Raw genomic sequence first — 15,143 nt, forward strand, 5'->3', positions numbered from 1 at the left:
CAACCTCTGTGGAAGAAAAAGTCATCATTTCTCAATGACTTGACCGACCAGGACTTGGCACGCGACTCGTGTAGGAGCGGCCTTGTGTCGCGAAAGGGCTGCGAAGCAGCCCCGGCAATATAGCGTCATGGCACCAATTGGGGCTGCTTTGCAGCCCGTTCGCGACACAAGGCCGCTCCTACAGGGACCGCAGAACGTCAGACAGTGATGCCGTGCTCTGCCAGGAAGGTTACAAAGGCCTCTTCATCCAGCACCTTCACCCCAAGCTCACTGGCCTTGGCCAGTTTGGAACCCGCACCAGGGCCAGCCACCACGCAGTGGGTCTTGCCCGACACCGAGCCGGCCACCTTGGCCCCCAGCCCTTCCAGCTTCTCCTTGGCGATGTCGCGACTGAAGCGCTCTAGAGAACCCGTCAGCACCCACGTCTGGCCAGCAAGCGGCAGGCCTTCGGCCACTTTCTTCTCGCTGCTCCAGTGCATGCCGAACGCCAACAGCTGGGCCTCGATATCACGGGCCAGCTTCTGATTAGCCTCGTCCTTGAAGAACTCGCGCACCGCTTCGGCCTGCTTCGCCGCCAGGGCCTGGCGCAGGTCGATGCCGTCAGCGGCGATGATCTTGTCCAGGCTATCGAGCTTGGCGACCAACTTCTCGGCGCCCGTGGGGCCAACCGAGGCGATGTCCAGCTTGGCGATCATGCCCGCAAGGGTCGTGCTGGCGGCGAACTCGGCAGCCAGCTCGCCTTCATCCTGCAGCTGCATGCCGTAGGCCAGCAACTGCTCGATGACCTTGCGGTTGTGCTCGTCCTCGAAGAAGTTGTGGATCTCGTAGGCGACTTCCAGGCCGATGTCCGGCAAATAGGTCAGCACCTGCGGCAGCGCCTGCTGCACGCGGGCCAGGCTGCCCAGCGAGCGGGCCAGGACCTTGGCAGTCTCCTCGCCGACATCCGGAATGCCCAAGGCGTAGATGAAGCGCGCCAGGCTCGGGCGCTTGCTGGCTTCGATGGCGTCCAGCAGCTTCTTGCTGGAGACCTCGGCAAAGCCCTCGAGGCCGACGATCTGATCGAATTCCAGCCTGTACAAGTCTGCCGGCGAGCTGATCAGGCCTTCATCCACCAGCTGCTCGACGCTTTTCTCGCCCAGGCCATCGATGTCCATGGCGCGGCGCGAAACGTAATGAATGATCGCCTGCTTGAGCTGGGCGGCGCAGGCCAGGCGGCCGACGCAGCGATACACCGCACCTTCACTGGTGGTTTCCTTGCCCTTGCTGCGCTTGACCAGCTGAGTGCGCTCGACCTGCGAGCCACAGACCGGGCATTCGCTCGGCACCTGTACCGGGCGCGCATCTTCCGGACGGCGGTCGAGCACCACCTGCATGACCTGCGGGATCACGTCACCGGCACGGCGGATGATCACCGTGTCACCGATGCGCAGCCCCAGGCGGGCAATTTCGTCCATGTTGTGCAGGGTGGCGTTGGACACCGTCACACCGGCTACCTTGACCGGTTTCAGGCGCGCCACGGGCGTGACCGCGCCGGTACGGCCGACCTGGAACTCGACGTCGAGCACTTCGGTGAGCTCTTCCATGGCCGGGAACTTGTGGGCGATGGCCCAGCGTGGCTCACGCGCGCGGAAGCCCAGCTCGCGCTGGGCAGCCAGGCTGTTGACCTTGAATACCACGCCGTCGATTTCGTACGGCAGGCTGTTGCGGCGCTCGCCGATGTCGCGGTAGTAGGCCAGGCATTCTTCGATACCGGCCGCATGCCTGAGCTCGCGGCTGATCGGCAGGCCCCACTGCTTGAGCTGTTCAAGGATGGCGATGTGGCTCTCGCCGATGCTCGCAGAAACCTGCCCGACGCCGTAGCAGCAGAACTCCAGCGGGCGCCCGGCAGTGATTTTCGAATCGAGCTGGCGCAGGCTGCCGGCAGCGGCGTTGCGCGGGTTGGCGAAGGTCTTGCCGCCAGCTTGCGCCTGGGCAGCATTGAGGCGGTCGAAGCCAGCCTTGCTCATGTATACCTCGCCACGCACTTCGAGCACGGAAGGCCAGCCCTTGCCATGCAGCCTGAGCGGAATGTTGCGCACGGTGCGCACGTTGGCGCTGATGTCCTCGCCGGTGGTGCCGTCACCACGGGTGGCACCCTGCACCAACTGGCCGTCACGGTAGAGCAGGCTCACCGCCAGGCCATCGAGCTTCGGCTCGCAACTGAAGTCCACCGTGCCGGGCTGGTCGAGCCCGTCCACCACGCGGCGACCGAACTCGCGCAGGTCGGCCTCTTCGAAAGCATTACCGAGGCTGAGCATCGGCACTTCGTGACGAACCTGGCTGAAGGCAGCCAGGGCGGCGCCACCGACACGTTGGGTAGGCGAGTCAGGGGTTACCAGATGCGGGTGCTCGGCCTCGAGCGCCTTGAGCTCATTGAACAGGCGGTCGTACTCGGCATCGGGCACGCTCGGCTCGTCGAGCACGTAGTAGCGATAGTTGTGCTGGTCCAGCTCGGCGCGCAGTTCGTGGATTCGGGTTTCGGCGGTCATTTTCAGGTTCTCTTGCAAAGCAAAAGAGCAGCCCAGGGCTGCTCTTGCACTTGAAACAGGGTGGGCGAGACCGAGGCCAGGCCTGCCCACTTGGGCATATCAGCGCTTCTGGGTCAGCGCACGGCGCTCGAATTCGACGATGCGCTGGCGGTAGTGCTCGATGGTCTGGGCGGTCAGCACGCTGCGCTGGTCGTCCTTCAGTTCGCCGTTGAGCTCGTGGGCCAGCTTGCGCGCTGCCGCCACCATCACGTCGAAGGCTTGCTTCGGATGACGCGGGCCTGGCAGGCCGAGGAAGAAGCTCACCGCACGGGTGCTGAAATGGTCGATGTCGTCCAGGTCGAAGATGCCCGGCTTGACCGCGTTGGCCATGGAGAACAGGACTTCACCATGACCGGCCATGCTTTCGTGACGATGGAAGATATCCATTTCGCCAAAACGCAGGCCGCTTTCAAGGATGTTCTGCAGCAGGGCCGGGCCTTTGAAACCACCTTCGTCGCGGGAAATCACGCTGATCACCAGCACTTCCTCGACCGGTGGCAGCTCCTTGGCTGCGTTGCCGGTGGCAGCGAAACCGTTGTTGCGGGTGGTGTCGGCGGCGAGATCTTCGTCGGCATCGGCGAACAGGTCAGGCTCGCGAGGTTCGGCGGCCAGGTTCAAGTCACCCTGCTGCTGCGCTTCTGCCACACGTTTGCCGCGCTTGCTGGCCTTGGCCGGCTTGGGCTCACGCTCACGCTCGCGTGCTGGCGCACTGACCGAAGGCAGGTCGGTTTCGTCCAGTTCAGGCTCCTTCTGGGTCTCCAGCACCCGCGACGGGCCGAGCACTTCGGCGCTGCCTTCTTCGTCCGGCAGGTTGGAATAACTGCGATCCAGACGGAATTTCAGCTTGCCTTTTCCGCCGCGCATGCGGCGCCAGCCGTCGAAAAGAATACCGGCGATGACAATGACGCCGATGACGATCAGCCACTCGCGCAGACCGATTTCCATGTAATCCCGTGCCTCTATAAAAATATGCTTGAAAACAAAGGGTTCAAAGCCCTTTAACACGTGGCGCCAACTCTATGTTCTGACAGGCGTTTTACCCACGCAAAAAACGAGTGACATTAAGCTAGCACGACCAAAGGCAACTTTACACCGTCTGTCGCACATGACAGGGGCATTTGCCTACAGATTTCGCCCTATCTTCGCTCATCAGGCGTCCACCATGGCCAGGGCCTCCTCCACATCAACTGCAACAAGACGTGAGCAACCGGGCTCGTGCATGGTCACCCCCATCAATTGATCCGCCATCTCCATGGCAATCTTGTTATGGGTGATGTAGATGAACTGCACGCTTTCACTCATTTCCTTGACCAGGCGGGCGTACCGCCCGACGTTGGCATCGTCCAGCGGCGCATCGACCTCGTCGAGCATGCAGAACGGTGCGGGGTTCAACTTGAAGATGGCAAACACCAGCGCCAATGCGGTCAGTGCCTTCTCGCCGCCGGACAGCAGATGGATGGTGCTGTTCTTCTTGCCCGGCGGGCGCGCCATGATCGTCACCCCTGTATCGAGTAGATCTTCGCCCGTCAGTTCCAGATAAGCGCTGCCACCACCGAAAACTTTTGGAAAAAGTGCCTGTAATCCGGCATTTATCTGATCAAAGGTATCCTTGAAGCGGTTGCGGGTTTCCTTGTCGATCTTGCGGATGACGTTTTCCAGGGTGTCCAGGGCCTCGACCAGATCGGCGTCCTGGGCGTCGAGGTAACGCTTGCGCTCGGACTGCTGCTCGTACTCCTCGATGGCCGCCAGGTTGATTGCACCCAGGCGCTGGATGCGGCTTTCCATCTGCTCCAGTTCCTGCTCGGTGCCCTGCTCGCTGGCATCGGCCTCGACAGTGGCGAGCACACCCTGCAAATCGTAGCCGTCGGCCAGCAATTGTTCCTGCAAGGTCTTGCGGCGAATGTCCAGGCCCTGGTTTTCCAGGCGCATCTGCTCCAGTTGGCCGCGCAGCAACTGGGCTTGCTGCTCGGCCTGGGTGCGGCGCTTTTCGGCATCGCGCAGTGCGCGGTCGGCTTCATCCATGTGCAGGCGCGCCAGGCGCATTTCCTCATCGACGCTCATGCGCCGTTCCAGCAGCTCCTCGAGCTTCAGGCGCAGTTCTTCGAGCGGCGCCTCACCTTCTTCGAGGTTCAGGCTCAGCTGCTCCTGGCGCTCGCTCAGGCGCGCAGCTTGTTGCTCCAGGCGCTCCAGGGCCTGGCGGGTGGAGTCGTGCTGAGCGCGCAGCGAGCCCAGGCGCACGGCCAGCTGATGGGCGTGGTCCTTGTGTTGACGAGCTTCCTGGCGGATACGATCAAGGCCTTCGCGCAGGGTGTCACGGCGCGCCATCAGCTGTTCGCGCTGCTCGGTGTCCTGAGCCATCAGGTCCAGTGCTTCCTGCAGCACCAGGCGCGCCTCGCCCAACTGTTCTTGTTCCAGGGCACGCTGCTCCTGAAGCTCAATCAGCTCTTCCTGCAGGCGGCGACGGCGCAGCTCTACCTGCTCGGCGCGCGCACGGCCGGCAGAAAGGCTGGCCTTGAGCTCACCGTGCTGGCGGCTTTCTTCCTGGCTGCGCCGGCGCAGCTGCTCCCGCTGTTCTTCCAGGCCCAGCTGCTGCTCGCGGGCGGCCTCAAGCTGCTGCTCCAGCTGCTCCAGCGCGGCCTCAAGCTCCAGTTGCTGCTGCCCAAGGCGTTCGATTTCCTGGCCACGGGCCAGCACCCCTCCCTGCGCCTCGCCACCGCGGCTGACGCGCAGGAAATGGCGGCCAACCCAGTAGCCATCGCGGCTGACCAGGCTCTGCCCTTCGCCCAGTGCGGCGCGCCGCACCAAGGCCTCGGCGAGGTCTTCGACCGGCTGCACCCGGCCCAGCCACGGACTCAGATCGGTACTCCCCTCGACCTTGTCGAGCAAGCTGCCGGGGTGACGCTCACGACCATCAGCCGCCAGCAACAGGCGTAGCTCGCCCTGCTCCAGGCCGGCGAAGTCCAGCCCGGCAAAATCGTCCAGCAGCACAGCCTGCAAGTCGGCACCCAGCACGGTTTCCACTGCCAGCTCCCAACCCGGCTCCACGCGCAGTCCCTCAGCCAGGCGCGGGCGTTGCTGCAGGCCTTGCTCGCGCAACCAGTCGGCGGCACCGCCCCCCGGCTCCAGCGCGGCCTGCTGCAGCGCCTCCAACGAGGCCAGGCGACCGCCGAGGCGCTGCAGGTCGCCCTGCTGCTGTTGCTGGGCACTGGTCGCCTGCTGCAGTTGCTCACGCACGCTTTCCAGGCGCTCGACCACCTGCCCCTCCGATGACTGCAACTCTTCCATCAGCATCTCGCTGCTGGCCAGTTGCTCGGAGAGTTCGAGCAGGGAGGCATCCTGTGGTTGCGCCTCCAACTGCTCGCCCTCCTCGACCAGCTTGCGCTGGCGCTCGGCAACGCGTGCCAGGCTGGCCTCCAGCTGCAGCAGGCGCGCCTGCTGCACCTCGGCCTGGCGCCGCGGCTCGGCAGAGCGGGTATTGAAACTGTCCCATTGCTCTTGCCAGCCGTGCATGCCCAGCTCGGCCTCTTCGAGGGTGGCGGCAGCCTCTTCAGCGGCGGCCAGGGTCAACGCCTGCTCCGGTTCGAGCATGGCCAGCTCTTCACCCAGGGTGGCCAGCAGCGTGCGGTCATGACCCAGGTGCGACTCGGTTTCCTGGCGCGTGCGCTCGGCTTCCATGAGGTCGTCCTGCAACTGGCGCAGGCGCTGCTGACCGTGCTGGATACTCTGCTCTACCCGAGCGATGTCACCCGCCACCGAATAGAAGCGGCCCTGCACCTGGTTGAAGCGCTCGGACAATTCATGATGGCCGTCGCGCAGCCGCTCGATGCTGGCATCGGCATTGCGCTGCTCGGCAACCAGCGCCTCATGAGCGATATCCTGATCGCCGATCACGGTCTCGCGCTGGCGCACACGCTCGTCCAGGTCACGCCAGCGCAAGGCCGACAGGCGCGCCTTGAGCTGGCGTTCCTGGGCCTTGTATTCGCGATACTTCTCGGCGGCCTGGGCCTGGCGGTGCAGGCGCTCGAGCTGGCGCTCCAGCTCTTCGCGCAGGTCGGTCAGACGCGCCAGGTTCTCCTGGGTGCGGCGGATGCGGCTTTCGGTCTCGCGGCGGCGCTCTTTGTACTTGGAGATGCCGGCCGCCTCTTCGATGAAGTTGCGCAGCTCTTCGGGCTTGGCCTCGATCAGCTTGGAGATCATGCCCTGCTCGATGATCGAGTAGCTGCGCGGGCCCAGGCCGGTGCCGAGGAAAATGTCGGTGATGTCCCGACGGCGGCATTTGGTGCCGTTCAGGTAATAGCTGTTCTGCCCGTCGCGGGTGACCTTGCGGCGGATGGATATTTCGGCATAAGCGGCGTATTCACCCAGCAAGGTGGTTTCGCTGTTGTCGAACACCAGCTCGATACTGGCCTGGCTCACCGGTTTGCGGCTGGTGGAGCCGTTGAAGATGACGTCGGTCATCGACTCGCCACGCAGGTTCTTCGCCGAACTTTCGCCCATCACCCAACGCACTGCATCGATGATGTTGGACTTGCCGCAGCCGTTGGGGCCGACCACGGCCGCCATGTTGCTGGGGAAGTTGACCGTGGTCGGGTCGACGAACGACTTGAACCCGGCCAGGCGAATGCACTTCAGGCGCATCGGTCAGCCTCGGGCCAACGCCGCCAGCACCAGTTCGCAGCTGCGCTGGCCATAGGCGGTGAGCACCTCGCGGATGCGCGGCAGGTCACGCGCCACCACGGCTTCGAGCAGGCGGGCGAACAGGTCGAGGTAGTCGTCCATGCTGGCCTGGCGCTGATCAAGGGCCAGGTAGTAGGCACGGCTCATGGCCGGCTGAAGGTTTTCTACGGTTTCCTGCAGATAGGGGTTGTCAGCAAAAGGATAGGCAGCGCGCATCACCGCGAAGCTCTCGGCGACGAACACCTTGATGTCCTGGCGCTCGCGAGCCTGTTGCAGGCGTTGCTGGATGTCCAGAAACGGGCGCAGGTCGGCTTCCAGGCGCCATTGCTGGGCAACAGCGTTGCCCAGCAAGATGTAGAACTCGCCCATCAAGGTGCACAGGCTGCGCACGCTGCGCTCGTCCAGCTCAGTGACATGAGCACCACGTCGCGGCAGGATCGCCACCAGATGGCGACGTTCGAGGATCAACAACGCTTCGCGCACCGAACCGCGGCTGACGCTCAGGGCCTGGGTGACCTTCTGCTCCTGGATACGCTCACCCGGCGCAAGTTCGCCGCGGATGATGCGTTCGGCCAGGTAGTCGGCAATCTGCTCGGAGAGGCTGTCCGGCGCCTTGAACGTCATGGTTTTCCTTCAAAATCATTGAACTGGGCACAAGGGAGCGATTGTAGCGCACTTGCCCAGCGCACGCGCAGAGGGGCGCGGCGCTTTATTTACCCTGCCAAACCGTCAGCCACACGGCGCGATCTATGCTTGTGATATGGGCGCTGCGTTCGGCTGGGCGTTGACATACGCAATTTCCTGACCTTTGAGTCAGAAAAATATTGACCACTGCGACAGGTCTGCTTATTGTCCGCTCAACAACAATAAAACCATTGCGAGGCCATCCCCGTGATCCAGTTTCTCGTCAACCAGGAGCTGCGTAGTGAGCATGCCCTGGACCCGAACATGACGGTGCTGCAGTACCTGCGTGAGCACCTGGGCAAACCCGGCACCAAGGAGGGCTGCGCCAGTGGCGACTGCGGCGCCTGCACCGTGGTGGTCGGCGAGCTTGTCCAGGATGAACAGGGCGAGGACAGCCTGCGCTACCGCAGCCTGAACTCCTGCCTGACGTTCGTTTCCTCCCTGAACGGCAAGCAACTGATCAGCGTCGAAGGCCTCAAGCACGAGGGCCAACTGCACAGCGTGCAGCAGGCCATGGCCGATTGCCATGGCTCGCAATGCGGCTTCTGCACCCCCGGTTTCGTCATGTCGTTGTTCGCCCTGCAGAAGAACAGCCAGGGCGCCAACCGGCATCAGGCCCAGGAAGCCCTGGCCGGCAACCTGTGTCGCTGCACCGGCTATCGGCCGATCCTCGACGCCGCCGAGCAAAGCTGCCGCCAGCCCTGCCGCGACCAGTTCGACGCCCAGCAAGAGCAGACCATCGCCCGCCTCAAGGCCATCGCCCCGACCCAGACCGGCGAGCTCAACAGCGGCGACAAGCGCTGCCTGGTGCCGCTGACCGTGGCCGACCTGGCCGAGTTGTACAGCTCGCACCCTGAAGCCCGCCTGCTGGCCGGCGGTACTGACCTGGCGCTGGAAGTCACCCAGTTCCACAAGACCTTGCCGGTGATGATCTATGTCGGCCACGTCGCCGAACTCAAGCGCATCGACAAGACCGCCAGCCACCTGGAAATCGGTGCCGCGACCCCGCTCACCGACTGCTACGGCGCACTCAACGAGGAATACCCGGACTTCGGCGACCTGCTGCACCGCTTCGCCTCGCTGCAGATTCGCAACCAGGGCACCCTCGGCGGCAACATCGGCAATGCCTCGCCGATCGGCGACTCGCCGCCCCTGCTGATCGCCCTGGATGCGCAGGTGGTGCTGCGCCAGGGCGAGCGCCAGCGGGTCATGCCGCTGGAAGACTACTTCATCGACTACCGCATCACGGCCCGCCAGGACAGTGAATTCATCGAGAAGATCATCGTGCCTCGCGCCAGCAACGACTGGGCCTTCCGTGCCTATAAAGTGTCCAAACGCCTGGACGACGATATTTCCGCCGTATGCGGCGCCTTCAACCTGAGCATCGAAGACGGTGTGGTCAGCGGCGTGCGTATCGCCTTCGGCGGCATGGCGGCCACCCCCAAGCGCGCCCGCGCCTGCGAAGCCGCCCTGCGCGGCAAGCCGTGGAACCAGGCCAGCATCGAGCGTGCCTGCCAGGCCCTGGCTGAAGACTTCACCCCGCTAAGCGACTTCCGCGCCAGCAAGGAATACCGCCTGCTGACCGCGCAGAACCTGTTGCGCAAGTACTTCATCGAACAGCAAACGCCCTACATCGAGACCCGGGTGACCGACTATGTCTAACCATCACGCAGCCAAGAGCCAGGCCGAGATGGCCGAACTGTTCAGCCAGGACCTGACCACCGGGGTCGGCCGCAGCGTCAAGCACGACAGTGCCGACAAGCATGTGTCGGGCGAAGCGCTGTACATCGACGACCGCCTGGAATTCCCCAATCAATTGCACGTCTATGCGCGCACCGCAGACCGTGCCCATGCGCGCATCCTGCGCATCGACACCTCGCCGTGCTACGCCTTCGAAGGCGTGCGCATCGCCATCACCCACGAAGACATTCCAGGGCTGAAGGACATCGGCCCGGTGGTGGCCGGCGACCCGCTGCTGGCCATCGACAAGGTCGAGTTCTTCGGCCAGCCGGTACTCGCCGTGGCGGCCCGCGATCTCGACACCGCCCGCCGAGCGGCCATGGCCGCCATCGTCGAATACGAAGACCTGGAGCCGGTACTGGACGTGGTCGATGCCTTGCGCAAGAAACACTTCGTGCTCGATAGCCATACCCACCAGCGCGGCGACTCGGCCGCGGCCCTGGCCAGCGCCCCGCACCGCCTGCAAGGCACCCTGCACATCGGCGGCCAGGAGCACTTCTACCTGGAAACCCAGATTTCCTCGGTGATGCCCACCGAGGACGGCGGCATGATCGTCTACTGCTCTACGCAGAACCCCACCGAAGTGCAGAAGCTGGTCGCCGAAGTGCTCGACGTGCCGATGAACAAGGTAGTACTGGACATGCGCCGCATGGGCGGCGGCTTCGGCGGCAAGGAAACCCAGGCTGCCAGCCCGGCCTGCCTGTGCGCGGTGATCGCCCGCCTGACTGGTCAACCGACCAAGATGCGCCTGCCCCGGGTCGAAGACATGACCATGACCGGCAAGCGCCACCCGTTCTACGTGGAATACGACGTCGGCTTCGACGACGACGGCCGCCTGCACGGCATCAACCTCGATCTGGCCGGCAATTGCGGCTACTCGCCCGACCTGTCCGGTTCGATCGTCGACCGCGCCATGTTCCACTCCGACAACGCCTACTACCTGGGCGATGCCACCGTGCACGGCCACCGCTGCAAGACCAACACCGCCTCCAACACCGCCTACCGGGGCTTCGGTGGCCCGCAGGGGATGGTCGCCATCGAGCAGGTGATGGACCACATCGCCCGCCACCTCGGCCGCGACCCGCTGGCCGTGCGCAAGGCCAACTATTACGGCAAGACCGAGCGCAACGTCACCCACTACTACCAGACCGTCGAGCACAACATGCTCGAAGAGATGACTGCCGAACTCGAAGCCAGCAGCGACTACGCCGAGCGCCGCGAGTCGATCCGCCGCTTCAATGCCAACAGTCCGGTCCTGAAGAAGGGCCTGGCGCTGACCCCGGTCAAGTTCGGTATTTCGTTCACCGCCACGTTCCTCAACCAGGCCGGTGCGCTGATCCACATCTATACCGACGGCAGCATTCACCTGAACCACGGTGGCACCGAGATGGGCCAGGGCCTTAACACCAAGGTGGCACAGGTGGTGGCGCAAGTGTTCCAGGTCGACTTCAGCCGCATCCAGATCACCGCCACCAATACCGACAAGGTACCCAATACCTCGCCAACCGCAGCTTCGAGTGGCGCCGACCTGAATGGCAAGGCCGCCCAGAACGCCGCCGAAATCCTCAAGAAGCGCCTCACCGAGTTTGCCGCACGGCACTACCAGGTGACCGAGGAAGATGTCGAGTTCCGCAACGGCCACGTCCGCGTGCGCGACCAGATCGTCAGCTTCGAGCAACTGGTGCAGCAGGCGTACTTCGCCCAGGTATCGCTGTCGTCCACAGGCTTCTACCGCACGCCGAAGATCTACTACGACCGCAGCCAGGCACGCGGCCGGCCGTTCTACTACTTCGCCTTCGGCGCTGCCTGCGTGGAAGTGATCGTCGACACCCTGACCGGCGAGTACAAGATGCTGCGCGCCGACATCCTGCATGACGTGGGCGACTCGCTGAACCCAGCCATCGACATCGGCCAGGTCGAAGGCGGCTTCATCCAGGGCATGGGCTGGCTGACCACCGAAGAGCTGGTGTGGAACGCCAAGGGCAAGCTGATGACCAACGGCCCTGCCAGCTACAAGATCCCGGCAGTAGCCGACATGCCGCTGGACCTGCGGGTGAAACTGGTCGAAAACCGCAAGAACCCGGAAGACACCGTGTTCCATTCCAAGGCCGTGGGCGAGCCGCCGTTCATGCTCGGCATTGCCGCCTGGTGCGCGCTCAAGGACGCCGTGGCCAGCATTGCCGACTACCGTGTGCAGCCCCAGGTGGATGCGCCGGCGACGCCGGAGCGGGTGTTGTGGGGTTGTGAACAGATGCGCAAGGCGGTGGCCCAGCAGCAACCGACTGTACAGGAACTGGAAACCGTCACCCACTGACAACGCAAGGCCCTGTAGGAGCGGCCTTGTGTCGCGAAAGGGTCGCGAAGCGGCCCCAGGATCTGTGCAGCAATGAAGATAGCTGGGGCTGCTTCGCAGCCCTTTCGCGACACAAGGCCGCTCCTACAGGGACCGCGTCGCTCTTGAGAGAGGTTGAATCATGCACCAATGGATCAACGCCCTCGCCGACCACCAGTCTCGCGGCGAAGCCTGCGTGCTGGTGACCATTATCGAGGAGCGCGGCTCGACCCCGCGCAACGCCGGTTCGAAGATGGTCGTCAGCGCCACCGGCCTGTTCGACACCATCGGCGGCGGCCACCTGGAATACAAGGCCCTGCACATCGCCCGGCAGATGCTCGAGGAACACCGCTACACCCCGCACCTGGAGCGCTTCAGCCTCGGCGCCAGCCTCGGCCAGTGCTGTGGCGGTGCCACCGTGCTGCTGTTCGAGCCGATGGCTGCGGTGCAGGCGCACATCGCCGTGTTCGGTGCGGGCCATGTCGGCCGTGCTCTGGTACCCTTGCTCGCCGCGCTGCCCTGCCGGGTGCGCTGGATCGACTCGCGTGAACAGGAATTCCCCGAATTCATCCCCAACGGGGTGAGCAAGGTCGTCAGTGAAGAACCGGTCGACGAAGTCGCGGACCTGCCGCCGGGCAGCTACTGCATCGTCATGACCCACAACCACCAGCTCGACCTGGAACTGACCGCCGCCATTCTCAAGCGCAACGACTTCACCTGGTTCGGCCTGATCGGCTCGAAAACCAAGCGGGTCAAGTTCGAGCACCGCCTGCGCGAGCGCGGCTACGACGATGGGCAGCTGGCACGCATGCGCTGCCCGATGGGCCTGCCCGAGGTCAAGGGCAAGCTGCCGATCGAGATTGCCGTGTCCATCGCTGGCGAAATCATTGCCAACTACAACGCCTGCTTCGGCCAGCACGACGCTGCCGCCAATGCCGGCCCCATTGCCCAGTTGCTGCCGCCCTCCCGGCGCAGCCAAGCCATTTGACGAGTGTGTTATGACCGTTACCCGCAAAGCCTACCGTGCCGCCATCCTGCACAGCATCGCCGACCCGGCCGAGGTAGGCCTGGACGCTTCCCATGAGTATTTCGAGGACGGCCTGCTGGTGATCGACGATGGCCGCATCAGCGCCGTCGGCCCAGCCAGCGAGCTGCTGCCGAGCCTGGCGGCCGACATTGAAGTGGTGCATTACCAGGATGCTCTGATCACCCCGGGTTTCATCGATACCCATATCCACTTCCCCCAGACCGGCATGATCGGCTCCTACGGCGAGCAACTGCTGGACTGGCTCAATACCTACACCTTCCCTTGCGAAAAACAGTTCGCCGACAAGGATCACGCCGACAAGGTGGCGAAGATCTTCCTCAAGGAGCTGCTGCGCAACGGCACCACCACTGCCCTGGTGTTTGGCAGCGTGCATCCGCAGTCGGTCAATGCCCTGTTCGAAGAAGCCGAACGCCTGGACCTGCGGATGATTGCCGGCAAGGTGATGATGGACCGCAACGCCCCGGACTACCTGACCGACACCGCCGAGTCCGGCTACATCGAGAGCAAGCAGCTGATCGAGCGCTGGCACGGCAAGGGCCGCCTGCACTATGCCGTGACCCCACGCTTCGCCCCGACCAGCACGCCGGAGCAGCTGACCCTGGCCGGCCAGTTGCTCAAGGAGTACCCGGGCCTGTACATGCACACCCACCTGTCCGAGAACCTCAAGGAAATCGACTGGGTGAAAGCGCTATTCCCCGAGCAGAACGGCTATCTGGACGTCTACGACCACTTCGAGCTGCTCAGCGAGCGCTCGGTGTTCGCCCATGGCGTGCACCTGTGCGACAGCGAATGCCAGCGCCTGGCCGAAACCGGTTCGGCCGTGGCTTTCTGCCCGACCTCCAACCTGTTCCTCGGCAGCGGCCTGTTCAACCTGCCCCAGGCTGAGCGTTTCAAGGTCAACGTGGGCCTGGGCACCGATGTTGGCGCCGGCACCAGCTTCTCGCTGCTAAACACCTTGAACGAGGCCTACAAAGTGATGCAGCTGCAAGGCGCGCGCCTGCACCCGTACAAATCGCTGTACCTGGCCACCCTCGGTGGCGCTCGCGCCTTGCGCCTGGACGACCGTATCGGCAGCCTGCGCCCAGGCAACGATGCCGACTTCGTGGTGCTCGACTACAAGGCCACGCCGCTGCTGGACTACCGCATTCAGCAGTCCAGCAGTATCGAGGAAACCCTGTTCGTGCTGACCACCCTGGGCGACGACCGCACCGTACGCGAAACCTACGCCGCCGGGCGTTGCGTGCATCAGCGCTAAGGCTCTTTCGCCAGGCCCCGGTACAGCGCGCCGCCGATCGCAGCCCCGATCAGCGGCGCCACCCAGAACAGCCACAGCTGCTGCAGGGCCCAACCACCGACGAACAAGGCCGGCCCCGTGCTGCGCGCGGGGTTGACCGAGGTATTGGTCACCGGGATCGAGATCAGGTGGATCAGGGTCAGGGCCAGGCCGATGGCAATCGGCGCGAAGCCTGCCGGGGCGCGCGCATCGGTGGCGCCCATGATCACCACCAGGAACATGGCGGTCATCACCACTTCACTGATGAAGCCCGCGCCCAGTGTGTAGCCGCCGGGCGAATGGTCGGCGTAACCGTTGGAGGCAAGGCCCGAGGACAGCTCGAAGCCGGCCTTGCCGCTGGCGATCAGATAGATGACACCCGCAGCAAGGATGGCACCGATCACTTGGGCAATCACGTAGGGCAACAGCTCTTTGGCCGGGAAGCGGCCGCCGACCACCAGCCCGAACGAGACGGCGGGGTTGAGATGACAACCGGAGATATGACCGATGGCGAAGGCCATGGTCAGTACGGTGAGACCGAAGGCGAAGGCGACACCGAGCACACCGATGCCGACCGGAGAACTCGCTGCGAGTACGGCACTGCCACAACCACCCAGAACCAACCAGAAGGTGCCGACCAGTTCGGCCCCCATCCGTGTACCCAGAGACATGGTCATCGACCTATCCTCAAGAAGTGGAACGCAATGGATGCGCAAGCCCAACTGCTTGATGAAGGTTTGCTCACAAGAATTTAGCAGACGTTTGGTTTATGGCCACTAACGACTGTCATTCGCAATCCTTGTGGGAGCGGGTTTACCCGCG

At 63.9% G+C, this 15,143-nt stretch carries 9 protein-coding genes; 4 read left to right on the top strand and 5 right to left on the bottom strand.

Going from position 1 to position 15,143, the window contains the following annotated elements; translation table 11 throughout:
• Positions 1-197: 197 nt before the first annotated feature.
• The 4 genes from ligA to CQW31_RS07150 all read right to left on the bottom strand — a co-directional run bounded on the left by ligA (position 198) and on the right by CQW31_RS07150 (position 7,868).
• Complete coding sequence (gene ligA, locus CQW31_RS07135) at positions 198-2,528, bottom strand: NAD-dependent DNA ligase LigA (protein WP_099814171.1); 2,331 nt, start codon at positions 2,526-2,528, stop codon at positions 198-200.
• A gap of 99 nt (positions 2,529-2,627) precedes the next feature.
• On the bottom strand, positions 2,628-3,512 hold the full coding sequence (gene zipA, locus CQW31_RS07140) for a cell division protein ZipA (protein ID WP_099814172.1): 885 nt from the start codon (positions 3,510-3,512) through the stop codon (positions 2,628-2,630).
• 204 nt (positions 3,513-3,716) lie between these two features.
• On the bottom strand, positions 3,717-7,205 hold the full coding sequence (gene smc, locus CQW31_RS07145) for a chromosome segregation protein SMC (RefSeq protein ID WP_099814173.1): 3,489 nt from the start codon (positions 7,203-7,205) through the stop codon (positions 3,717-3,719).
• A 3-nt stretch (positions 7,206-7,208) separates the two neighbouring features.
• Complete coding sequence (locus CQW31_RS07150; RefSeq protein ID WP_054884122.1) at positions 7,209-7,868, bottom strand: GntR family transcriptional regulator; 660 nt, start codon at positions 7,866-7,868, stop codon at positions 7,209-7,211.
• 267 nt (positions 7,869-8,135) lie between these two features.
• Between CQW31_RS07150 and xdhA the strand changes: the two genes are divergently transcribed.
• From xdhA to guaD, 4 genes are all read left to right on the top strand, one after another.
• On the top strand, positions 8,136-9,590 hold the full coding sequence (xdhA, locus tag CQW31_RS07155; RefSeq protein WP_099814174.1) for a xanthine dehydrogenase small subunit: 1,455 nt from the start codon (positions 8,136-8,138) through the stop codon (positions 9,588-9,590).
• Positions 9,583-11,982, top strand: coding sequence for a xanthine dehydrogenase molybdopterin binding subunit (gene xdhB, locus CQW31_RS07160; RefSeq protein WP_099814175.1), 2,400 nt, complete (start codon positions 9,583-9,585; stop codon positions 11,980-11,982). The genes xdhA and xdhB overlap by 8 nt, the downstream gene beginning before the upstream one ends.
• Before the next feature lie 160 nt (positions 11,983-12,142).
• Positions 12,143-12,988: a xanthine dehydrogenase accessory protein XdhC gene (xdhC, locus tag CQW31_RS07165; protein ID WP_099814176.1), complete on the top strand. Its 846-nt coding sequence runs from the start codon at positions 12,143-12,145 to the stop codon at positions 12,986-12,988.
• 10 nt (positions 12,989-12,998) lie between these two features.
• The gene (gene guaD / locus CQW31_RS07170; protein ID WP_054884126.1) at positions 12,999-14,303 is read left to right on the top strand and encodes a guanine deaminase; all 1,305 of its coding nucleotides are present in this window, start codon (positions 12,999-13,001) and stop codon (positions 14,301-14,303) included.
• Here the strand turns inward: guaD and aqpZ are convergent.
• Complete coding sequence (gene aqpZ / locus CQW31_RS07175; protein ID WP_054884127.1) at positions 14,300-14,998, bottom strand: aquaporin Z; 699 nt, start codon at positions 14,996-14,998, stop codon at positions 14,300-14,302. The genes guaD and aqpZ overlap by 4 nt on opposite strands.
• Positions 14,999-15,143 lie beyond the last annotated feature (145 nt).

Origin of the sequence: Pseudomonas sp. 382 (assembly GCF_002759075.1) — a bacterium.
In the GTDB taxonomy this organism is placed as follows: Bacteria; Pseudomonadota; Gammaproteobacteria; order Pseudomonadales; family Pseudomonadaceae; genus Aquipseudomonas; species Aquipseudomonas vlassakiae.